Below are 22,836 nucleotides of genomic sequence, written 5' to 3' on the forward strand. Positions count from 1 at the left end.
CGTTTTCAGTAATGATGGTGGAGGGGGACGGATTCGAACCATCGAAGGCGGAGCCGGCAGATTTACAGTCTGCTCCCTTTGGCCACTCGGGAACCCCTCCACGGGGTGTTGCAATTTGTATTGGCTTTTATAGCCAGAAAACCGCTAATGCCGTTTTCAATAATGGTGGTGGAGGGAGATGGATTCGAACCATCGAAGGCAGAGCCGTCAGATTTACAGTCTGATCCCTTTGGCCACTCGGGAACCCCTCCACGGGGTGTTGCAATTTGTGTTGGCTTATATAGCCAGAAAACTGTCGGCAACTCTTATGAGTTAAACAATTTTCAAAATGATGGTGGAGGGGGACGGATTCGAACCATCGAAGGCGGAGCCGGCAGATTTACAGTCTGCTCCCTTTGGCCACTCGGGAACCCCTCCACAGGGTTCTGGTTGCTAGGAGTAATCTCAACTAGCGGAAAGACGTACCTTACACAAGTCAGGAACACCTTTCAAGAATAATGGTGGAGGGGGACGGATTCGAACCATCGAAGGCGGAGCCGGCAGATTTACAGTCTGCTCCCTTTGGCCACTCGGGAACCCCTCCACAAGTGCGGAGCGCATATTAGCAAACCGAGATGTTCTGTAAACCCTTTTCCTTACTATTTTTGTCTGCTTGCTGGTATTTTCATCATATTGTTGATTGTGATGGCGTTATCAGCGTTTTTCGCAACAATATAGCCTTATTGGTAAATGTGACATTGCTTTTCTTTACACTTCTTTACCCCGATCCAGCCCTTGTTCAGATATCATGCATGCAGTTTATAAAAATTGGATTCCACAATGAAAAAGGTCCTTGTTGCGGCATTGGTGACTGCCGCGCTAACAGGTAGCGGTTATTTCTACTTCCAGAGCCAGTCAGTGGCAGCCGAGCAGCCGGCTGGACGCTCGGCACGTGAGATCCCAGTAACGCTCGGTGAAGTGAGTTCCCACCCTGTTGCTCAGTCTCTGTCATTAGTTGGCAAGCTTGAGGCGCAGCGTTCGGTCAATGTGGCGACTCAGGTTGCGGCCCGTGTCGAGCAAATTGCGATCGGAGTAAACAGCAAGGTCGAAAAAGGCGATTTATTGGTTCAGCTTGATGATGCGAAACCGCAAGCGTCTTATGCAGAAGCGCAAGCTTACCTCAACGACGAGAAGCGTAAGTACAGCGAATATCAGAAGCTGGTTAGCCGTGGTGCCATTACCCAAACTGAATTGGATGCCCAGTTAGCCAGTGTCAGTATTGCCGACGCCCGCCTCAAAGCAGCAAAAGCCGATTTGGATGACCACGCTATCCGTGCACCATTTAGCGGTACTGTTGGCTTGGTGGATTTCAGCGAAGGCCACATGCTGACAGTGGGTAGCGAGTTGTTCTCGCTCGATGATCTGTCTTCAATGCGTCTGGATATTCAAGTCCCGGAACAGTATTTATCTTTCTTACGTGAAGGCATGACCGTTGAGGCAACCAGCCAAGCTTGGCAAGGCCGAGCGTTTAGCGGTGAGATCAAAGCGATTGATTCCCGCGTTCAGGCCGACTCTCTTAATATCCGTGTCCGTGTAGTGTTTGATAACCAAGAGGGCTTGCTTAAGCCAGGCATGCTAATGGCGGCCAATATCGGTTTTGCGCCACAGGATGCGGCTGTTATTCCAGTTCAGGCGTTGGAATATTCTGGTACCAAACGCTTTGTTTACCTAGTGGATGAAGCCGGTAAAGCCCACCGTACGGAAGTACAACTGGGTGCCCGGGTAGAAAACGAAGTCGTGATCGAGTCAGGGATTGGCATTGGCGATCGCATTGTGGTCCAGGGACTGGTGAATATGCGTGACGGGGTGCAGGTCAATGACATCATGGCTCAGAAAGCCAATGGCGCGCCGAAGCAACAAAGCCCAGTTGGAGATGAAGTTTAATGTGGTTATCTGATGTATCGGTAAAGCGTCCGGTTGTCGCTATCGTTCTCAGCTTGCTGTTGGTGGTCTTTGGCTTGGTGTCTTTTTCTAAGCTGTCCGTTCGTGAAATGCCGGATGTTGAAAACCCGGTTGTGACGGTATCAACCAGCTACTCTGGGGCCTCGGCCACCATTATGGAAAGCCGGATCACCACGGTGCTGGAAGACCAGCTCTCAGGGATCAGTGGGATCGAGAGTATTACTTCTACCACCCGTAATGGATCGTCGCGGATCACCATCGAGTTTGAGCTCGGCTGGAACCTGACTGAAGGGGTCAGTGATGTCCGTGATGCGGTATCACGTGCTCAGCGCCGTCTACCTGATGAAGCCGATGATCCTGTGGTATCGAAAGACAACGGTTCTGGTGAGCCAGCGGTATATGTCAACCTGACATCGAGCATCATGGACCGTACCCAGCTGACCGATTATGCCGAGCGTGTATTGATGGACCGCTTCAGCCTGATCAATGGTGTGAGCTCGGTGGATCTCAGCGGTGCGCTGTACCGGGTTATGTATGTCAAGCTTATGCCTGATCAAATGGCCGGCCGTGGCGTAACCACCAATGACATTGTCAACGCGCTTAAATTGGAAAACGTTGAACTACCAGGTGGTGAGGTCCGTAATGATACCACCACCATGTCTGTCCGCACGGCGCGTCTATACCAAGATGCTTCGGACTTCGACTACCTTGTCGTACGTACTGCTGAAGATGGTTCACCGATTTACCTTAAAGATGTTGCTGAGGTAGGTATTGGCGCGCAGAACGAAAATGCCACCTTCAAAAACAACGGTATTTCCAACCTGAGCCTTGGCATGGTCACCATGACAGATGCCAACCCGCTGAATGTGTCCAAAGCGGTATACGAAGAAGTGGAACGCATGCAACGCTTCTTGCCGGAAGGCACCGAGCTCTATGTCGATTATGACTCGACAGTCTTTATTGACCGCTCGATCCAGGAAGTTTACAGCACCTTGTTTGTGACCGGCCTTCTGGTTGTCATGGTGCTCTATATCTTTATCGGTCAGGCGCGGGCGACCTTGATCCCAGCGATCACAGTACCTGTCTCGCTGATTTCAGCCTTCATGGTGGCGTACTTCCTTGGTTTCTCGATTAACTTGTTGACCTTGATGGCCTTGATTCTGGCTATCGGTTTGGTGGTTGATGATGCCATCGTGGTAGTGGAAAACATCTACCACCATATCGAGCGTGGCGAGCCGCCTTTGTTGGCAGCCTATAAAGGTACCCGTGAGGTAGGCTTTGCGGTAGTAGCTACCACTGTTGTATTGGTAATGGTATTCCTGCCTATTTCCTTCATGGACGGAATGGTTGGCCCGCTATTTACCGAGTTCGCGGTGTTGCTGGCAATGGCTGTGATCTTCTCGTCTATTATCGCATTGACGCTGAGCCCGGTACTGGGGAGTAAGCTACTTAAAGCCAACGTGAAACCTGGCAAGTTCAACGTGTGGGTTGATCGTATGTTTGGCCGTTTGGAGAAGGCATATCGCAAGGTTGTCACTGTCTCTGTCCGCTACCGCTATGGCGCGCCATTGATTGTATTGGCGTTCGTTGGCCTCAGTGTTGTATTGATGAAAACCGTTCCTTCACAGCTAGCCCCACAGGAAGACCGTGGTGTTATCTTTGCCTTTGTTAAAGGTGCGGAGGGGACCAGTTACAACCGTATGGTCGGTAACATTGAAGAGGTTGAAGGGCGATTGCTGCCAATGGTTGGTCAGGGTGTGATTAAGTCTGTTTCTATCCAGACACCGGCCTTTGGTGGCCGTGCCGGAGACCAGACTGGCTTTGTGATCATGCAGTTGGAAAACTGGGAAGATCGTGATGTTTCTGCGTCGGATGCGCTGGATATGGTGCGCAAAAAGCTGCAGGGGATCCCGGATGTCCGCGTATGGCCATTTATGCCAGGCTTCCGAGGTGGGTCTTCCGAGCCTATCCAGTTCGTACTAAACGGCGCGGACTACAATGAGCTGTTCCAGTGGGCCAGCAAGCTCAAAGATATTGCCGAAGACAATCCGATGATGGAAGGTGCAGATCTCGACTACGCGGAAACCACGCCTGAGTTGGTGGTATCGGTTAACCGCCAGCGAGCGGCTGAGCTTGGTATTCCGGTCAATGATATTGCCGAAACCTTGGAAATCATGCTGGGCGGACGCAGTGAAACGACCTTCATCGATCGTGGTGAAGAATATGATGTTTACCTGCGTGGTGATGAAAACAGCTTTAATAACGCATCGGACCTGAGCCAGATCTATGTGCGTACCCGCGCTGGCCAACTGATCACTTTGGAATCGTTGGCTGAAGTGGAAGAAGTCGCCTCGGCACAGCGCCTGAGCCATAACCAGAAGCAGAAGTCGATCACCCTTAAGGCCAACTTGGTGCCGGGCTACACCCTAGGTCAGGCACTGGATTTCTTGGATGAGCAGGCATTGTCGATGCTGCCGAGTGATATTGTGATTGACTACGCCGGTGAGTCGAAAGACTTCCGCGAAAACCAGAGCAGTATCCTGATGGTGTTCGGCCTAGCCCTACTGGTTGCCTACTTAGTCCTAGCGGCCCAGTTCGAAAGCTTCATCAACCCGATGGTGGTCATGCTGACAGTACCTATGGGGATATTCGGTGGTTTGGCGGGCCTAATGATTATGGATCAGAGCCTCAATATCTTCAGCCAAATCGGCATGATCATGTTGATAGGTATGGTAACCAAGAACGGTATCTTGATTGTCGAATTTGCCAACCAGCTTCGTGATAAGGGAGTCCCGTTCGAGCAGGCGATTATCGATGCTTCCGAGCGCCGTTTGCGCCCAATCCTGATGACCGCGTTTACGACCTTGTTCGGCTCGGTGCCGTTGATTCTCTCAACCGGCGCTGGCTCCGAAGGGCGTATCGCTGTGGGTGTGGTGGTGTTCTTCGGTATGGCCTTTGCGACCTTTGTTACCTTGATTGTCATTCCGGCGATGTATCGCTTGATGGCTGCCAATACCAAGTCCCCGGGTTATGTCGCGGAGCAATTGGAAAAGGCACTGGTCCAGAATGATGGCCTGAAAGTAGGGCCAACAGGCGAACCTCTCTCGGAGTCATAATCCGCACTGATGAAATGCCACCGTTTGGTGGCATTTTTTATTTCCTTTCCCATGATGCTGGGCTGTTGCTAGAATACCCGGCCATAATTATGTCGTGACTAACCTTGATCGCGTTGTGAAACGCGCAGTATAGAAGAAAACTATGTCTCAAAATCAGCCTAACAAGAGTGCTGCCAATGGCGAACAGGCCAAAGCAGTTCGACTTAACAAATTTATCAGTGATACAGGCTATTGCTCACGCCGTGAGGCGGACAAGCTTATTGATCAAGGAAGGGTGACCATCAACGGTCAAGAGCCTGAGATGGGTGTTAAAGTGATGCCAGGTGATGAAGTGCTGGTGGATGACAAGCCACTTCGTGCCAAAGAGCAGCCGATTTACATTGCATTGAACAAGCCGGCCGGTATTACGTGTACCACCGAACGCCATATCAAAGACAACATCGTTGATTTCATCGGTCACCGTAAACGTATCTTCCCGATTGGCCGCTTGGATAAGCCTTCAGATGGTTTGATTTTCCTTACCAACGATGGCGATATCGTCAATAAAATCTTGCGTGCCGGTAACTCGCACGAGAAAGAGTATGTTGTTCGTGTCGACAAGCCAATCACTCAGGAGTTTATCGACAAGATGGCTTCGGGTGTTGAAATCCTAGATACCGTGACCCTGCCTTGTAAGGTTACCAAGGAAACCAACTACTCATTCCGTATCGTGTTGACCCAGGGCCTGAACCGCCAGATCCGCCGTATGTGTGAAGCGTTGGGCTACGACGTATTCAAGCTTCGCCGTGTGCGTATTATGAATGTCAGTATTGATGGTTTGCCAAACGGTAAGTGGCGTTATCTGACAGATGGCGAAATTGCTGAGATCCACAGCCTGATTGCGGATTCGAGCAAGACTGAAGAAGCCTCTAAGGTCGATGGTCAAGGCCAAAGTATCAAGAAGGCCACCGATGCCAAGCTATTCGATAGCCGCCAGCAGGCTAAGGAAGATGGCGATGGTAAGATCAAATATAAGACCTACAAAGGCAAGGGTGAGCCGAATCGTCGCCGTGGCGGTGAGCGTAGTGAACGAGATGACCGCCGTCCGCAAGGGAGTGGCCGTGGTCAGGGGCAAGGTCGTAGTCAAGGCCAGAACCGTCAGGATGAGCGCAGAAGCCCGCGTCCTGGTCGTGGCGTGCAACCGGGCCATCGCCGTAACCAGCGTGATGACGAAGCGCCGCGTACACGTAATAGCAACGGCGGCTCAAGCCGTATTCAGAAGTGGAAATCACCAAAGTCTGAATAATTCAGTATATTCTAAGATTTGAATCGGAGATGAAATTTCAAAAACGCATTTAGACATCCATGTCGCTCCAACCCAACGTCCATGTTGGGGAGGTTTTGAAATTTAACCCCCATCCAAATCATTATCTAGAATGAAGTTAAAGAGCGGGCTTAATCAGCCCGCTTTTTTGTATCTGCTAGAAGGCAAAATTTCTGTCACATTCTCTCTTGCAATCCCGTCAGCGAATTTGCACTATTGTACTCATTGACGAAAACACCCGATAACCGAATTATCACTTGGCCGGCCTTGCCGACAATGTTGGTTATACGTCCCTAAGCGGCGATCAAGCGGTAAGAATTCACAGAGGAAGTAATGGCAGGCAATACTATTGGACAACAATTTCGCGTCACCACGTTTGGTGAAAGTCATGGTCTAGCGCTGGGCTGCATTATTGACGGCTGCCCACCGGGACTGGAACTGACTGAAGCGGATATGCAATATGACTTGGACCGTCGTCGTCCAGGTACGTCGAAATATACGACCCAACGTCGTGAACCAGATGAAGTCAAAATCCTTTCTGGGGTGTTTGAAGGCCAAACCACAGGTACCTCAATCGGCCTGCTGATTGAAAATACCGACCAGCGCTCGAAAGATTATTCAAATATTCAGGATTTGTTCCGTCCGGGTCATGCTGATTACACCTACCACCAGAAATACGGTATCCGTGATTACCGTGGTGGTGGCCGCTCTTCTGCCCGTGAAACCGCCATGCGTGTTGCTGCCGGTGCCGTAGCCAAAAAGTACCTCAAGCAGGTACATGGTATCGAAGTGCGTGCTTACCTTTCGCAGATGGGCGACGTCAAAATCGATAAGGTTGACTGGGAGCAGGTCGAGCAAAATGCTTTCTTCTGTCCGGATGCCGATAAAGTAGAAGCGTTCGATGAGCTGATCCGTAAGCTTAAAAAAGAAGGTGACTCTATCGGTGCCAAGCTGACAGTCGTTGCCAACAATGTTCCTGTTGGCTTGGGAGAGCCAGTATTCGACCGCCTTGACGCTGATATTGCCCACTCGCTGATGAGTATCAATGCGGTGAAAGGGGTGGAGATCGGTGATGGGTTCGATGTGGTTGAGCAACGCGGCAGCGAGCACCGCGATGCGATGACGCCGGAAGGCTTCAAGTCTAACCATGCTGGGGGCATCTTGGGCGGTATCTCATCGGGTCAGGATATTGTTGCCCACATTGCCCTTAAGCCGACATCAAGTATTACTGTTCCGGGCGAAACAATCACAAAACAAGGCGAGACTGCCGAAGTGATCACTAAAGGTCGTCACGACCCTTGTGTGGGCATTCGTGCTGTGCCAATCGCCGAAGCAATGCTGGCGATCACCCTGATGGATCACCTATTGCGCCACCGAGGCCAGAATGCTGATGTGATGACAGATACACCAAAGATTTAATACATCTTTAGTTTCTGCAATATACAAAAAAGCGAGGACATGTCCTCGCTTTTTTGTGTTCCGTTCGTTCCGTTTTTTTATTAACTTTCTGGTGCGTCTAGCTTCTCCTTAACGGTCTCTAGTTCCTCGAATCGAAAGACTGGTAAGCTCCAACCGAACTGTACGGCGGCAATACGAATAGCGAAACCCACGACTAGCGTAGCGATAGTCACAATGGTTTCTTCCACGCCCAAATAGAGCAAGCCGTAGTACATGCCACCCGCAATGAAGGCAACTGATGCGTAAAACTCTTTTTGCAGCACCAGTGGCGGGCGGCGGCAGATCATATCTCTTAGCAGGCCACCAAATACACCCGTTACAACGGCAGCCACAAGGCAGATAAGTGGGGACAGCCCCATATCCATCGCCACGCGACAGCCAATAATGCTAAAGACAATCAACCCTAAAGAATCAAGCAAGACAAACACTTTATGGAAGCGAACCACTTGTGGCGCCACCATGGTCGTGAATAGCCCGGCAAGGCAAGTAATGGCTAAGTACTGCGGGTTAGCCACCCAGCCTAATGGGTAGTGACCCAGCAACACATCACGCACCGTACCGCCACCGATAGCGGTAGCGCTGGCAACCAGCATGACGCCAAACCAGTCCATATGGCGCTTACCTGCAGCTAAAGCCCCAGTCATAGCTTCAGCTGTGATTCCGATGATGTAGAGAGTTGTTAATAGCATGATTTAATTAGATGTATATAAGGGTACCTGAAAGAGGTTGCGATTTTATGCCTCGTTTTTACTGGCGTCGAATGAAATGAATTTTGTGATACATGAAATCAATTCATGTATCAAAGAGTGGAACTAGGAAAAGAAGGCCCTAGGCTCTTGGAAGAGCAAGAGCAAGAGCAAGAGCAAGAGCAAGAGCAAGAGCAAGAGCAAGAGCAAGAGCAAGAGCAAGAGCAAGAGCAAGAGCAAGAGCAAGAGCAAGAGCAAGAGCAAAGCGGGGGAGAAAGATATAAAAAAAGAGTGCCATCAGGGCACTCTTCGATAAGCTTGTTTAGCCTTTAGCCTTTAGCCTTTAGCCTTTAGCCTTTAGCCTTTAGCCTTTAGCCTTTAGCCTTTAGCCTTTAGCCTTAGAATTTGTAGTTCGCCTGAACACCAACTAGCCATACGTTGCCAGTGGTTTCACCCTTAAAGCTAGCTAGGCTAAGCTCTTTATTTTGAATTTCTACATCTAGACTTTCGTTAATAGATGCATCTTTGGCGAAGATGTAGGTAAAGCCAGCATCAAAGCTTAATGCGTCAGACCACTGGTAACCCGCCCCTAGACTCAGCCATAGGCGGTCAGTTTCAGGGATAGTTTGGGTACGGTGTTCGCTGCTCACTGCCGAGGTATCGTAAGCCACACCGGTACGAACTGCCAATTTGTTGGTGTACTGGTACGTAGCACCCAGAGCAATTCGGTAGTTGTCTTCCCAGTTTTCTTCTTTAATAAGATCTGGAGTTGGCTTGTAAGATGGGATGTTAGCTTCAAGCTTGTCGAAGCTGCTCCAGTCAGTCCAGTTGAAGCTGGCGTGCATGGCTAGCTTGTCAGTTAGCTGGTGGAAGCTGGCAATTTCAGCCGTTGCTGGCAGGGTCAGTGCCATGGTGCCAGGATACTTACCACCAAGCTGCATATGAGCTAGATCGTAAAACGCACCAGATGCTTCGCCTTTAAGCTTAAGATCTACAGCTGAGCGATAGTTCACACCAATGCGGTTAGCATCGTTGATCTGCCAAGCGGCACCTAGTTGCCAGCCCCATGCGGAATCATCGCCTTCCATATATTTAAGATCTGCCCCTTGGGCTTTGCCAATAAGGTTATCAATGCCAGCATTGCCTGTTTGTGGCAGATTGTTAGGAATTGAAGCACCAAAGTGACCTTCACCCATGACATAGCGAACACCCGCACCAATGCTGAATTGGTCGTTAATTTTGTAGGCAACGTTAGGGTTAATTTCTACCGACATGATATTAGCTTGGTTACCAAAGATAGTACCAAGGAAATCGCCGCCAAGCTCAGTTTCCATGCCGTAGTTGGTGGCCAGCGCTAGGCCAACCGCCCACTGCTCATTGACGCGGTGTGAAATGTAGAAATTCGGGATCACTGCAGAGTGGGCAATGTCATTGGCTTTAGTTGTTGCCACTTTGTGTCCAAGCAGGCTGACATCACCTTCTACATCGATGTTTGGATCAACATAGATAGCACCAACAGAAACCTGGGTACCTTCAAGGTAGGTCATCATCGCAGGGTTGCGGAACTGGGCACTGGCGTTGTCTGCCATTGCCGCTTCGCCTGCAAATGCGCGGCCAAGGCCGGTTGCTGAATATTCGGCAAGCTGGAAGCCTGCTGCCATCGTGCTGGTGCTGATACCAAGTGTTAACGCTGCTGCTAGCGAAAGAGTAATTTTGTTTTTGTTCATCAGTCTAATATGTTCGCTGAAATTCAATGGAGCGAATCATACGCCTTAGAGTAAAAGCTTTAAGTTTTTCTTGTGGTGGCGAAGCTAATAGGTGAAAAGTATCGATAATCAACAGGTAATTAGTGATTAATCTGGTAATGATTGTCCAATAGGTTCTGGTCTGATGAGTTTTCAGCGTACATCTGTATCTAAATACAAGCATTTCAGCGACGGGGTGTACACTAAAAGTAGCGAGTGAAAACGGGAAAAGTCGAGATGTGGTGGTGGGTAGACGAAATATCAGGTAGTTAACATGAAAATAAAAAAGGAGCCATCAGGCTCCTTTTTTCAAACTAACTTGTTTATGTTCGCTGAATTAGAACGAACGGCTGTACTGGATACCGTATAGCCATGCGTTAGCACGGGTTGTAGCTTCTATTTGGGTTGCACCAGTGCTGTTTTCAACAACATCAACATCTTCACCAACTAGGTAGGTTACACCCACATCGATGTTAGATTTGCTGTCGATGTGGTAGGTGAAACCACCCGAGAACCAGTTACGGTCAGAATCAGGTACAGAGATAGAGGTCCTCTTATCCTGAGCACTGGTGTCATGCATGTAACCGGCGCGTAGTGTCCAGTCGTTGTTCAGGTAGTAAGTACCACCGATTGCGTAGTGCCACCCATCCTGCCACTCGTAAGTGTTAAGTACATCACCGCCAGTCGTTTTTAAATCTTCAAACGAGCTCCAACCAATCCATTGTACGCTATAGTGAACCGCAAACTGCTGGTTCAAACGGTGGTAACCAGAGAACTCAGCCATATCTGGAAGGGCAATTTTCAGTTTGTCGCCGCTGATATTAGCGCTGCCAGTTTGTGAAGTCATGAAGTGCATGTCACCATCAACTTCTAGCTCTGGACTGTAGCGGTAAGATAGACCGAAACGGTTATTTTCGTTCAACTCGTAAACGGTACCGATGTTCCAGCCGAATCCAACACCGTCGGCATCGACATCAAGAAGAGGTCCCTGACGACCGCCAGTTTGCAGACTGAGAAGGGCTTCAAGGCCTTCGTTAGAACGTTGAAGTTTACCTTCGCCGTAGATGATGTCTAGGCCACCACCAACGCTCCATTGCTCGTTGATGCGGTAAGATGCAGAAAGGGCAAAGTTGATGCTCTTAACATCGGTTAGACCGCCGTATTCGTTGGCCGCGAAATCATTACTGAATTCTGTTTTGGTGCCGAAGTTTGAATAGATACCACCGCCTAGCGTCCACTGATCATTGATCGGGTGGATGTAGTAGATGTTCGGTACGTAGGAGACATCACCAATAGACTGGTTGCTCAGGTCAGTGCTAGTAATATCACCAGTAATTGGGTTTGCAACAGTATAGGTTGAATTTTTTACTTCGATATCCGTATCAACGGCATTGATACCCAGAGAAAGTGCTGGCGCATCAAATAGAGACATAGCTGCGGCGTTACGCGCCATTGCTGATGCGTTATCAGCGATTACTGCATCACCAGCGAATGCGCGGCCAAGGCCAGTTGCGGATTGTGCGTTTAGCTGGAAGCCAGCTGCCATTGCTTGTTGAGAAGCCATCGTGATCGCAACCGCAACCAGTGACTTTGTAAACAGACGCTTCTTGTTCATATTTATAGTTATTCCTAATTCTTATATAACTTTTTTATCTGCCTCTTTGTGCAGATTGCGCAAGATTGTATGGTTGGTTGGGATTTGATCAAATCTGACCAGTTGGCAACCTGTTGATTGTTAGTGCTTGGTTAACAATCAGCTAACGAGTGTATGGTAAAACTGGTAGGAGGAGGGAGCAAAAAAGTTAAAATATGCAACGGAGCTAACATTTTCCAATCAGTATATCTATCTCAAATAAAAAGCCATAAAAGCATAGGGTTTATTTATGCTTTTATGGCTTTTTTGGTAATTAAAGAGAAAGTTTTAGATTTCCCAGTTCAGTTCACTACTAAGGCTTTTGGCTACAGGAGAGACGTCTTGTCCCTTGTCACCAACCACAATCAGGCTGGCATTTTGTACTGGCATTACCACACCTTGCATGTCTGAACCTGCAAATTGGGTCATATCCGATGATTGTTGTTCAGGCACCACAAAAACGGTTACTTTGCCTTCCGGCGTCCCCATGACCATGTGCAGGGCAAACTTGTCGCCAAAGCCACAATGGTTAACGTAGTAGATATGCCCGGGGACTTCATTGAAGCTTGAACCAAACGGTGTCAGCTTGGCATTGACCTGACTGAGGCTGACCGACTCATCGATATTGGCCACAAATCCCGCTTCGTGCTTAACATGGTCCATCGCAATCTGTGCAATTTCCAAATGATGGTTATCGGGACCCACACCCTGGTTGTATTGTCCGACGAAGATACCGAACACAAAGGCAATGGATGCGGCCATGGCGACTAAGGCGCGTGGCTTCCAATTTTTCTTGCTTGGTTGGCCTGATTGATGGAACAGGATACGGTCGGCGAGATCGTCCGGAACATCCACTTTCATTGCCTGCTCGAGTTTACTATCGAGCTGCTGCAGTTCGTCGGATAGCTTACGGTTGGTGATAGACGCATTGCGTGCTTCAGCCATGTCTTGGCTGTTGTCAAAAGGATCAGCCAAGAGTCGGCGACGGAATTCTAGATCATCCATTTTGCTGCCCCCTCCGATCGGTGTGTTTTTCGAGTTGTTCTTTGAGTTGGTTTCTGGCGCGGAACAAGCGCGTCATTACGGTATTGCGATTGAGGCCAAGGATATCGGCAATCTCATCCCCACTGAATCCGGCCATCACCTGCAATACTAACGGTTCCCTGTATTCCGGAGCCAGTTTCATTATCTGCTTGCGTAGCATTTGTTGCTCCAAGTCACTTTCGTTGCCATTTTGCTGGGTGTCGGCAATGGCATAGTCATCGATATCAACCAAGTCGAGTTGCTTACGTTCGAAGCGACGGGCATTCTCCCTACGCAGGATCGTAATCAACCATGATTTGGCGGCTTTATCATCTTGAAGGCTATCGAGGGAGCGCCATGCTCGCAAACAGGTTTCCTGAACCAAGTCCTCCGCGATATGGGGGTCGTGGCACAACCAGTATGCGTAGCGGTAGAGATCCCGATGCCAGGCCCTTACTAGGGCTTCGTATCGTCTTTGCTTATTCATATCCACAGAGACCGAGGCATCAGGCTTTTTCTTTCGAAAAAATGACTTAATCATAAAAGTGTCCGTTTCATGCCGAACCTTGCCGCTAAATTTGCGAGAAAAACGACAATGTTCCGCTGATTCATCCAATAATCCGCATTAAAATTGATCTGGTTCAAATTGTGTCTTGGTGAGAAAGTTATAGTAGTCAACGTCATCTGATACTGAGCTTTGCGACTCGTACAGTGGATTTTGTGCGATAACAGGGTTCAATATCTGTTGAGCAAGATGACAACTTCCTTTTGAAGGCTGACTTTACTTTCTCCTATCAGGCTTGCCTGATTTGCAATTGGCTTTATGTTAATTGACTTATACCTTACATGGATTGCTTTCCGTGTAAATTACAACCATACCGTTTCGGTATGGTTTTTTTTTATCTTAGCAAACTGAACCGCACCCTTCTCATATCTGTCTTTATTGATAGCTAAGTTTTTCACTTGCCGTCAAATTTTTCCTCACAGCGCTGATTTTCAGGCCTGATAAATTCCTATAATGCATCTGTTGCCATAGAGATCCCACTTTTTAAACATTTGTTTGATTCTGATAACAACTGCATTACAATTGTTGTGGTCAGACCTCTAAAGTAGATTCTGGGGCAAGGTTCCCCGTACCCGACATATTAATAAGGAGTAGCGATGACACGTCTCCAAAAGCTCACGACCTCACAGGGTGAGCGCATCGCCGTTGTAAGTGGATTACGTACCCCCTTTGCCCGCCAGTCAACTGCCTTTGACGGTGTACCGGCATTGGACATGGGTAAAATGGTTGTCAGTGAAATGCTCCAGCAAGTGGATATTGATCCCAAGCTGATAGATCAGGTGGTATTTGGCCAAGTCGTACAGATGCCAGCAGCGCCGAACATTGCCCGTGAAATCGTGCTGGGTACAGGGATGGACATCGGTACCGATGCCTATAGTGTAACCCGTGCCTGTGCGACCAGTTTCCAGGCTGCCGCTAACGTGGCGGAAAGCATTATATCGGGCACTATTGATATCGGCATTGCTGGTGGCGCAGATTCATCGTCGGTGTTACCTATTGGCGTGTCTAAGCACCTTGCGGCAACACTACTGGCACTGAGCAAGGCGAAAACCATGAGTAAGCGTTTAAAACTGCTCAGCAAACTCAGTGTGAAAGACCTCATGCCAGTGCCCCCAGCGGTGGCTGAATACTCAACAGGCTTGAGCATGGGGCAAACTGCCGAGCAGATGGCCAAAAGCCACGGCACTACCCGCCAAGAGCAAGATGCGCTGGCACACCGCTCGCATACATTGGCTGCACAAGCTTGGCGGGATGGCTTGATCCAGGACGAAGTGATCACCGCCTTCCCTGAACCTTACCGTCAGTGGATCGACAAAGATAACAATATCCGTGAAGACTCTAGCCTTGAGTCCTACGCCAAATTGCGTCCGGCCTTTGACCGTAAGTTCGGTACGGTAACGGCCGCTAACTCAACTCCGCTAACAGATGGTGCTGCCGCGCTATTGTTGATGCGTGAAGGTAGGGCAAAAGAGTTGGGCTTGAAGCCTTTGGGTTATATCCGCTCCTACGCGTTTTCTGCAATTGGTGTTGAACAAGATATGTTGATGGGGCCATCTTATGCCACCCCGATGGCATTGGATCGCGCCGGCGTGACCTTGCGTGATCTTACCCTGATCGACATGCACGAAGCCTTTGCAGCGCAAGCGCTATCGAATGTGAAGATGTTCGGTTCGGCGCAGTTTGCCAAAGAAAAGCTGGGCCGCAGCGAGGCCATTGGCGAAATCGATATGGATAAGTTTAACGTCCTTGGTGGTTCGATTGCTTACGGGCACCCGTTTGCCGCAACCGGTGCGCGGATGATCACTCAGACCCTGAGGGAGCTACAGCGCCGTGGTGGTGGTTTAGCTTTGAATACTGCCTGTGCTGCTGGTGGCCTTGGAGCCGCAATGATTTTGGAGGCCGAATAATGACTGAACAACAATCTGCATTCTCATTGTCCTACGCTGAAAATGGCGTGGCTTGGCTCAAAATCGATGTGCCTAATGAAAAGATGAATACCTTGCAGGCGCAGTTTGGCGAACAGGTCAGTGCTGTGCTGGAAGAGCTGAAAAACAAAAATGATATCAATGGGATGGTGGTCTATTCGGGGAAGCCGGATAACTTTGTTGCTGGCGCCGATATCCGTATGCTGGCAGCCTGTACCACGGCTGAGGAAGCCGCCTCGCTAGCTGAGCAAGGGCAGAAGCTGTTTGCTGAACTGGAAAATTTACCATTCCATACCGTCGCTGCCATTCATGGCCCGTGTCTGGGTGGTGGGTTAGAGCTTGCTCTAGCCTGTCATAGTCGTGTTTGTTCAGATGATGACAAGACCCGCCTCGGTTTACCTGAAGTCCAACTTGGCTTATTGCCGGGCTCTGGTGGTACCCAGCGTCTGCCTCGCCTGATTGGTGTTGCTGGTGCGCTAGATATGATCCTGACCGGCAAGCAACTTCGTGCCAAAAAAGCGAAAAAGCTAGGTGTGGTCGATGAAGCCGTACCGCTGAGTATTCTGTTGGATATTGCCGAGAAGCAGGCCTTGAAGCCTAAGCCCAAGCGTAAGCTGTCACTGCAAGATCGTGCGATGGGCGGAAACTCTCTGGGGCGCTCTTTAGTATTCGATCAGGCTGCCAAGAAGACCCATGATAAAACCCGGGGCAACTACCCAGCCGCTGATGCCATCTTGGATGTGATCAAATATGGTTTGCAAAACGGCATGACCAAAGGCTTGGCCCGCGAAGCGAAGTTGTTCGGTGATCTGGTGATGAGCTCTGAATCGGCGGCATTGCGCAGCATCTTCTTTGCTACCACTACGATGAAGAAAGAGACCGGCTCGGAAGCGCAGCCACGTAAGATCGGGCATGTCGGCGTGCTCGGTGGCGGCCTGATGGGCGGTGGTATCAGCCATGTCACAGCAAGCAAGGCGGGCTACCCAGTCCGGATTAAGGACATCAATAACGATGGCATCCTTAATGCGATGTCATACAACTACAAGTTACTGGATAAGAAGCGTAAGCGCCGTATTATCAGCAAAGCGGCATTGCAGAAGCAAATGCAAAGTATTGCAGGTGGTATCGACTACACCGCGTTTGACCGCATGGATGTCGTGATTGAAGCGGTATTTGAGGACTTAGGTCTGAAGCACCAGATGGTCAAGGAAATCGAGGCCAATACCAAACCGGAGACAATCTTTGCAACCAATACCTCGTCCCTTCCAATCCACCAGATTGCTGAAGCGGCAGAGCGTCCTGAAAATGTAGTCGGTCTACATTACTTCAGCCCGGTAGAGAAGATGCCTTTGGTTGAGGTTATCCCACATGACGGCACCTCCGAGGAAACTGTGGCGACAGTGGTGGCACTGGCTAAGAAGCAGGGCAAAACACCGATTGTCGTGGGTGATAAAGCTGGCTTTTACGTTAACCGTATTCTGGCGCCATACATGAATGAAGCGGCGCAGGTACTGCTAGCGGGTGAGCCGATTGAACACCTTGATACCGCTTTGCTTGATTTCGGCTTCCCGGTGGGCCCGATCACCTTGCTCGACGAAGTTGGCGTTGATATCGGCGCGAAAATCATGCCGGTATTGGTTGGTGAACTGGGTGAGCGTTTCCAAGGGCCGGATGTATTCGACAAGCTGTTGAATGATGGCCGTAAAGGACGTAAAACGGGTAAAGGCTTCTACCTCTACAACAGCAAGAAGAAAGCTGTCGATAAGAGTGTTTATAAGTTGCTTGGGCTTGATCCAGAGAAGAAAGCCGATGCCGAGGCGATTGCTATGCGCTGTACGCTGATGATGCTCAATGAGGCGGCCCGCTGTCTGGATGAAGGCGTGGTTCGCTCTGCTCGCGATGGGGATATCGGGGCAATCTTTGGTATTGGCTTCCCACCTTTCCTTGGCGGTCCTTTCCGTTACATGGACCAGTTAGGCATCAAGCGGGTGGTTGAGCTATTGACCGAGCATGCCGATAAATATGGTGAGCGTTTCAAACCGTGCCAAGCATTGCTTGATATGGCAGAGGCCGGACAGAGTTATTATTCAGAATAACCACTATCGCTCAACCTGAAAGAAACCTTGTTATCAAAGCCAGTTGCGACAGTAACTGGCTTTTTCTATGCCTATGTTATGGCTTTCTTTGTTTGCGCTACTGCTCCGGGAAGAATTTCACAATGCGAAGGCGAAAACGCGGCTCAAACAATACTGGGCGGAGGAAATGATAAGCCAACATGGTGACTGCCATCGCGATAAGAATGTTCATTCCAGTCAAAGTAACAAGCGGAGTCGTTAGGATGACGATGAAGGCTAAAGCATACAGCATGATATCGGCCTCATGGTGAGCAAGGGCACTATGGCAGTGCGGACAGGCAAAAAAGTCTTCGTAGCTGCTTAACGAAGGGCTTGCAATTGTCTGCTGGCAATGTGGGCAGTGCTGGCTCATGGTAACGCTTCTCCTCAAGATACTCTTACAAAGTTGGCGAGGTGTTACTGTAGGCAAATTGATGCTTATAACCGTAACACGTATTTATAAGACGACCGATCTTGTGGATTGGTTCAGCATTGTGCCACTGAATAGTTCTGAGAATTAGTTGCCAGATATGTCTATTGCAGTGAAAAACTATAAAAAATATAAAATCTGCAAATATATTGACTTTAACTTGTTGTGAAAGAAAGAAAACCCGGCCAGGCCGGGTTTTTGCGTTTGTTTAGATTTTAGCTTAGGGGCTAGTAAGCGCCTTTTTGAAATTCCTCGATAGAGCCGATGGGCGTGCCAATATGGAGAGGCTCTAAATTGCTATGAGCTTGGCCTTGGCAGTGCATCACAATGCGGTTGGAGGTGCGCGGCTTCACCACATCAACAATAAACTTCACCATGTCGGCACGGGTAATGGCCTCGAGGGCCTCAATGACTTTTTGGCGCTGGTTAAATTCATTGTCTTTATTGCCGATACTAACCCAGAAGCGTTGGGCGCGGGCACGGAGGTTGGTGTCCGGCTCGGAAATTTGTGCGATCAAGCCTTGCTTGCTGGCCTGCCACTGCGCTTCGTTGAGCTCAAGTAACACCAACGCGAAGGCATTGGTAAATTCATCAATTGCCTCAAGTAACTGGGTCGGTGCAGCGACGGGTGACTGAATGTATAAGATAAGGCCCGGGTGGCGATTGAGTGGCAAATTGGCAGTACCAACCATATACCCCAACTGTTGACGCGTTCGCAGTTCATGGAAGAAAGTGGTCGACATGAGGTGATTGGCCAAGGTGTAAATGGCAATTTTACGCGGCGTTGTTTCCCGTGATTGATAGTACATCAATAGGGCAGAGTCAGCATGGTTGCAGCTGATCTCGTTACTGAGGGTGCCAGAATCCCCCAGTCTTACCAAAGGCCTTTGTGACTCACCGTAGAGTTGGTCGGTTACCCGGAAGGCATCTTTTAGTGTTTCGGCTAAAGCAAGCGCATCGTCTTTGCCCCAGTTACCGTAAATAAAGGTATCAATATGAAGCTCGGCAAACATGGCTTCTACGAAAGCCGGTAACTCATCAACCTCGATACTCTCCAGTGCTTCAAGCAGAACTGGATACGGAGGGTTGTTCGGCTGCAATACCCCAGTTAACTCGTTAAATAGCTGAGAAATCGGTTTGTCTTGCGCAGCATTGCGCCAGTTACGAAGCATCTGGGCTTTGATATTTTTAAAGCGATCAGGGTTGAAGTCGCGGTTGGCGAATCGGTCAAGTAGCAGTTTTAGCAGCAGGGGCTGTTTTTCACTGAAACCGGATAGCTGCAATGTGACGCCGCCTTGGTGGGCGTAAAGATTGTACGACATCCCTGCAATTTCAGCGGGATAGGCTGATTCATTGATAGCATCAAGCAGCATTTCGACGCATAGGCGGGTCTTGACAATATTACGCGGCGAGTTGACGGCATGCGGGCTGTCAATAGCCACATAGACAATCCCTTTTGGCACCCGGAATTCATGCTCTTGTTTGTACCACAGGCGGAAGCCTGGGAGGTCCTGAATAAGCTGGGGTGGCTGTGAGGCATCATCTGCAAGTGGCAGCGGATCCGGCCTTTCGCACAGGTAAGGGTTTTGCTCTGGGAGTGTGAGCTCTGGATCCGCGCCTGGTGATTGCCAACTAGCCAATTGCTGCTCAGTGAATGGCTTGACGCCATAAGGTGTGTGATACCACTTGGCAATCCTGTCGTTGTCCTGGCCTTGGGCAACGAGTACCAAGCGCATATTTTGCGGAGTAAGTTGATCAAGCAAAGAGGCAATTAGTGCTTCATCGTAGTTTGCCATCATATAATCGCCGTAGATGATATCGTCCGGCGAATAGTGCAGCAGGTTCATGACCAGATAGCTTACCGTGTCCAGAGGACGGTTTTTTTCCTGATAGCGGAATGCCATCTCCAGCACAGATTTTTTCTCGCTAAAGCGCCACTCATCCAAGCCTTGCTGGCGGATCAGCTCGATGTATTGGAAAACGGTTTTTACTATTTCATCAACGTTTTCCAGCCCTTTAGGGGTTAAATTAAGGCCGACAGTGAACTCACGGAAGTTACTTCCGCTGACCCCACCGCCTGCTGCTAGGGTATTGATAAAACCGCGTGATTTTAATAATGACATTAGGCTGCCACTGCCCTCGTTGCCTAGTAGGTGGGCGATATAGGAAAGTGGCTTCTCGCGATAGTACTGATCAACTGCCGGCAAGGTGAAAGACAATGTGAGCTTGCGTACTTCCTTGATCGGGTCGATAGATATGAATTTGGCCTTCTCGTTATCCGATACCAAAGGTACGGCAATTTCCGCTTTTTTGTTTCCGGTATTAGGAATATCACGGAAGAAGGTTTGGGCGTATGCATCTAGCTCTTCTAGCGACTGAGGGCCAAGTAGCACGAGCCCCATCAGGCTGGCACAGTAATGGGTCTGATAAAAGGCGATCAGCTCGTCGCGGACCGAATTGTCGTTACGGTCTTCCAGCGTAGTGAGATCGCCGACCGAGAACTTGGCAAAGGGGTGTTCAGGGTTGATGGTTTCTTTGTGAACCTGATAGAGGCGGCGTACATCGTCTTTCAGTTTGAGTTTGTACTCCGAATCCACCGCGTTACGCTCTTTGTCGACGGCTTCCTCGTTGAATAACGGGGCGGTAAAAAACTGGCCGAAGCGGTCCAAGCCCTCGCTGAAAGCATGGGGGCTGACCTCGAAGAAATAGGTTGTGTTCTCTGTGCCGGTCCAGGCATTGTTGCTACCGCCACTTTGGTTGATAAAGGTCTGGAATTCACCAACCCGTGGGTACTTTTCGGTGCCGAGAAACAGCATGTGCTCGAGAAAATGCGCCATACCCTGACGGTCGATAGGATCGTCAAAGTGGCCGACTTTTACCGACAGTGCAGCCGCTGAACGTGGGGCTTCAGCATCATGTACCAGCAGCACCTTCAAACCATTGGGTAGGGTGAGGTAACGGTACTGCTTAAGGTCATTCGGACTTGTATGCACAGGAAGAGCCTATTATTCAAAGGAAAGTAGACTAATTATGACGCTCATTAGAAAGGGTGGCAAATTTAACCCATGTTTATTTGCCAAGAAACAAAAGCTTAGCGAGGTGAATTCCAACCGTGGTCACGGAACCTCAAACAGGGTGAGCAGGATCTCTGTTTTCTGCAGGCTTTACTTGCTAGCATAGCTTGAAAGTACGTCTTTTCTGATGGTGAGAAGTCGGATAAGTAAGCCTGAGTTTGATCGATCACTAACCACTGATAGTAATTATAAATAAGTGTGTGATCGGGTATCAGACTGTGAAATTGGATAAATTATGCGAATTTATATAATGCGTCATGGTGAAGCCCAGCACTTTGCAGCCAGTGATGCAGAACGCCCGTTGACGGACAGAGGCGCCGCCCTTTCTGAGCAAATGGCTTTGCAACTTGCCGGCCAGTTCGACAATGATCTGGATATGGTCTGGGTGAGCCCTTACCTTCGGGCGCAACAAACATGGCAATCAATGGCTTCCCATTTGCCTGAACCTAAGCGCCTGATGACGGTTGAAGACATCACCCCTTATGGCGATGCCGAAGATGTGGCTGCTTATCTCAAAGCCGTGATCAATATCGAACAACCGGAAAACCTGCTGGTGGTATCGCACCTGCCACTGGTCGGTTACCTCACTGCCGAAATGGTACCGGGCTTGCAGCCTCCGATGTTTATTACTTCCTCTATTGCCGCAATAGATTACCAGCCTGACAGCGACAGCGGTGACCTGCTGTGGCATGCCAACCCTGAAGGCTAGCGATATATGCCAAGCACCCTGTTGCTCGGGTATAACACCCCCGGAAAACCTTGAGTAAAAGTCCTAAGGTTTTTTCGGGGAGTGCCGATACAAGAGAAAGTTTCGTTTCTCTAACCCTCTTGAATTCATAGACGTTTTGATGAAAGCAAAGTTATCACTAGCGATGGGTGTCGCACTGCTTGCTGGATGTGTGCAAATGCCGCCAGTCCCGAGCATTAATGCCAATGGCGCCATTAAATGGGCCAATGGTATCACTGAAGATATGCACATTTCGGCGTCGGGGAGCACCCTGACATTCGCATCACCGCAAAGCCTGTTTAACCCGGGGGGGATCACCATCTTCTCTCGTATCGACAGCGCACGAAACGGTGCCTGCGAGCACTATTACAGCGAGCAGGCGGTGAAAACACGGATGAATATTTGCGATAGCGGGGAAGTGACCCTCCTCGTGGAAGGCCAAGTTATCAACGTAGGTTCGCTAGCCCGCTTCGTGTATTAATCCAGGCTAGAAGCATTCGGCTATGGATTAGCGGGCCCATAGCCTTATCTCTCCGGAATATCCAGCAGTACCAGTAAGGCACCGTCACCGCCGAACTCCAGCGGCGCTTGGTGGAAGGCCATTACATCGGGGTGCTGTGCCAGCCACATTGGCGCTTTCTGCTTGAGGATATGCTTGCCGATACCGTGCATAACACAGCAGCAGGCGACCTTTTCCTTGATACAGGCAGCGATCATTGCAGCCAGTTCACGCTTTGCCTCTTTCTGGGTCATGCCGTGCATGTCCAGATACATATCGGGAACATAAACACCACGACGCAACTTCTTCACTTCATACTTCGACACACCGGTACGGGCATACTGGGTCGGGCCGTTCTCGTTGAGGTGCGGCTCGAACTCGTCAGAGAAGTAAAACTCGTGATTTTGTGTTTCTTTTGCCGAGACTTTTGGTTTATCAGTCTTTGGACCCTGTCGGCGGGGCGTGATTATGGTATCATTAGTGATCTTTTTTACGCCCTTAACCGCTTCCTGGAAGAGCATCAGATCGTCGTCCAGGTTAGTATCTTTTTTGCTCATAGTGAAATTCCAACAACTTTATAGCGGTATTGTAGCGCCA

17 protein-coding genes and 4 tRNA genes are annotated in these 22,836 nt (G+C 49.5%); 9 read left to right on the forward strand and 12 right to left on the reverse strand.

Annotated elements, in window-relative coordinates:
• Positions 1–15: 15 nt before the first annotated feature.
• The 4 genes from C9J01_RS24395 to C9J01_RS24410 all read right to left on the reverse strand — a co-directional run bounded on the left by C9J01_RS24395 (position 16) and on the right by C9J01_RS24410 (position 583).
• Positions 16–100: transfer RNA gene (locus C9J01_RS24395), tRNA-Tyr, on the reverse strand.
• A 66-nt stretch (positions 101–166) separates the two neighbouring features.
• Positions 167–251 (reverse strand) — tRNA-Tyr (locus C9J01_RS24400).
• A gap of 81 nt (positions 252–332) precedes the next feature.
• Positions 333–417: transfer RNA gene (locus tag C9J01_RS24405), tRNA-Tyr, on the reverse strand.
• 81 nt (positions 418–498) lie between these two features.
• Positions 499–583: transfer RNA gene (locus C9J01_RS24410), tRNA-Tyr, on the reverse strand.
• A gap of 236 nt (positions 584–819) precedes the next feature.
• Here C9J01_RS24410 and C9J01_RS24415 point away from each other — a divergent pair.
• From C9J01_RS24415 to aroC, 4 genes are all read left to right on the forward strand, one after another.
• On the forward strand, positions 820–1,923 hold the full coding sequence (locus tag C9J01_RS24415) for an efflux RND transporter periplasmic adaptor subunit (protein ID WP_107300725.1): 1,104 nt from the start codon (positions 820–822) through the stop codon (positions 1,921–1,923).
• Positions 1,923–5,057, forward strand: a complete 3,135-nt coding sequence (locus C9J01_RS24420) for a multidrug efflux RND transporter permease subunit (RefSeq protein WP_107300726.1) — start codon at positions 1,923–1,925, stop codon at positions 5,055–5,057. The genes C9J01_RS24415 and C9J01_RS24420 overlap by 1 nt, the downstream gene beginning before the upstream one ends.
• Before the next feature lie 142 nt (positions 5,058–5,199).
• Complete coding sequence (gene rluF / locus C9J01_RS24425; RefSeq protein ID WP_107300727.1) at positions 5,200–6,342, forward strand: 23S rRNA pseudouridine(2604) synthase RluF; 1,143 nt, start codon at positions 5,200–5,202, stop codon at positions 6,340–6,342.
• Positions 6,343–6,693: 351 nt separating this feature from the next.
• The gene (gene aroC, locus C9J01_RS24430) at positions 6,694–7,779 is read left to right on the forward strand and encodes a chorismate synthase (RefSeq protein WP_107300728.1); all 1,086 of its coding nucleotides are present in this window, start codon (positions 6,694–6,696) and stop codon (positions 7,777–7,779) included.
• An 80-nt stretch (positions 7,780–7,859) separates the two neighbouring features.
• On the opposite strand, the gene C9J01_RS24435 is transcribed toward aroC, so the two are convergent.
• On the reverse strand, positions 7,860–8,507 hold the full coding sequence (locus tag C9J01_RS24435) for a trimeric intracellular cation channel family protein (RefSeq protein ID WP_107300729.1): 648 nt from the start codon (positions 8,505–8,507) through the stop codon (positions 7,860–7,862).
• 105 nt (positions 8,508–8,612) lie between these two features.
• Between C9J01_RS24435 and C9J01_RS29695 the strand changes: the two genes are divergently transcribed.
• Positions 8,613–8,837: a hypothetical protein gene (locus tag C9J01_RS29695; RefSeq protein ID WP_107300730.1), complete on the forward strand. Its 225-nt coding sequence runs from the start codon at positions 8,613–8,615 to the stop codon at positions 8,835–8,837.
• Positions 8,838–8,902: 65 nt separating this feature from the next.
• Here the strand turns inward: C9J01_RS29695 and C9J01_RS24445 are convergent, their stop codons facing one another.
• From C9J01_RS24445 to C9J01_RS24460, 4 genes are all read right to left on the reverse strand, one after another.
• Complete coding sequence (locus C9J01_RS24445; protein ID WP_107300731.1) at positions 8,903–10,231, reverse strand: outer membrane protein transport protein; 1,329 nt, start codon at positions 10,229–10,231, stop codon at positions 8,903–8,905.
• 355 nt (positions 10,232–10,586) lie between these two features.
• Positions 10,587–11,864: an outer membrane protein transport protein gene (locus C9J01_RS24450; RefSeq protein ID WP_107300732.1), complete on the reverse strand. Its 1,278-nt coding sequence runs from the start codon at positions 11,862–11,864 to the stop codon at positions 10,587–10,589.
• A gap of 306 nt (positions 11,865–12,170) precedes the next feature.
• On the reverse strand, positions 12,171–12,887 hold the full coding sequence (locus C9J01_RS24455) for a DUF3379 domain-containing protein (protein ID WP_107300733.1): 717 nt from the start codon (positions 12,885–12,887) through the stop codon (positions 12,171–12,173).
• Positions 12,880–13,446, reverse strand: a complete 567-nt coding sequence (locus C9J01_RS24460) for a sigma-70 family RNA polymerase sigma factor (RefSeq protein ID WP_107300734.1) — start codon at positions 13,444–13,446, stop codon at positions 12,880–12,882. Before C9J01_RS24460 ends, C9J01_RS24455 begins: the two co-directional genes overlap by 8 nt.
• A 620-nt stretch (positions 13,447–14,066) precedes the next feature.
• Between C9J01_RS24460 and fadI the strand changes: the two genes are divergently transcribed.
• Both fadI and fadJ read left to right on the forward strand, forming a co-directional pair.
• The gene (fadI, locus tag C9J01_RS24465) at positions 14,067–15,377 is read left to right on the forward strand and encodes an acetyl-CoA C-acyltransferase FadI (RefSeq protein WP_107300735.1); all 1,311 of its coding nucleotides are present in this window, start codon (positions 14,067–14,069) and stop codon (positions 15,375–15,377) included.
• On the forward strand, positions 15,377–17,491 hold the full coding sequence (gene fadJ, locus C9J01_RS24470; RefSeq protein WP_107300736.1) for a fatty acid oxidation complex subunit alpha FadJ: 2,115 nt from the start codon (positions 15,377–15,379) through the stop codon (positions 17,489–17,491). The genes fadI and fadJ overlap by 1 nt, the downstream gene beginning before the upstream one ends.
• Positions 17,492–17,588: 97 nt before the next feature.
• On the opposite strand, the gene C9J01_RS24475 is transcribed toward fadJ, so the two are convergent.
• Both C9J01_RS24475 and C9J01_RS24480 read right to left on the reverse strand, forming a co-directional pair.
• Positions 17,589–17,882 (reverse strand): hypothetical protein, encoded by a 294-nt coding sequence (locus C9J01_RS24475; RefSeq protein ID WP_107300737.1) that lies wholly within the window; start codon positions 17,880–17,882, stop codon positions 17,589–17,591.
• Positions 17,883–18,166: 284 nt separating this feature from the next.
• Entirely contained in the window at positions 18,167–20,932 is a 2,766-nt protein-coding gene (locus C9J01_RS24480; protein WP_107300738.1) for an insulinase family protein, read from the reverse strand.
• Between the two features lie 316 nt (positions 20,933–21,248).
• Between C9J01_RS24480 and sixA the strand changes: the two genes are divergently transcribed.
• Positions 21,249–21,722 carry a phosphohistidine phosphatase SixA gene (gene sixA / locus C9J01_RS24485; RefSeq protein ID WP_107300739.1) on the forward strand — a complete coding sequence of 158 codons (474 nt, stop codon included), beginning with the start codon at positions 21,249–21,251 and terminating at the stop codon, positions 21,720–21,722.
• Between the two features lie 139 nt (positions 21,723–21,861).
• Positions 21,862–22,221, forward strand: a complete 360-nt coding sequence (locus C9J01_RS24490; protein ID WP_201797866.1) for a hypothetical protein — start codon at positions 21,862–21,864, stop codon at positions 22,219–22,221.
• A 44-nt stretch (positions 22,222–22,265) separates the two neighbouring features.
• On the opposite strand, the gene smrB is transcribed toward C9J01_RS24490, so the two are convergent.
• Positions 22,266–22,796 (reverse strand): endonuclease SmrB, encoded by a 531-nt coding sequence (gene smrB, locus C9J01_RS24495; RefSeq protein WP_107300740.1) that lies wholly within the window; start codon positions 22,794–22,796, stop codon positions 22,266–22,268.
• Between the last annotated feature and the right edge of the window lie 40 nt (positions 22,797–22,836).

The sequence above is a fragment of the Photobacterium rosenbergii genome, assembly GCF_003026455.1.
In the GTDB taxonomy this organism is placed as follows: domain Bacteria; phylum Pseudomonadota; class Gammaproteobacteria; order Enterobacterales; family Vibrionaceae; genus Photobacterium; species Photobacterium rosenbergii.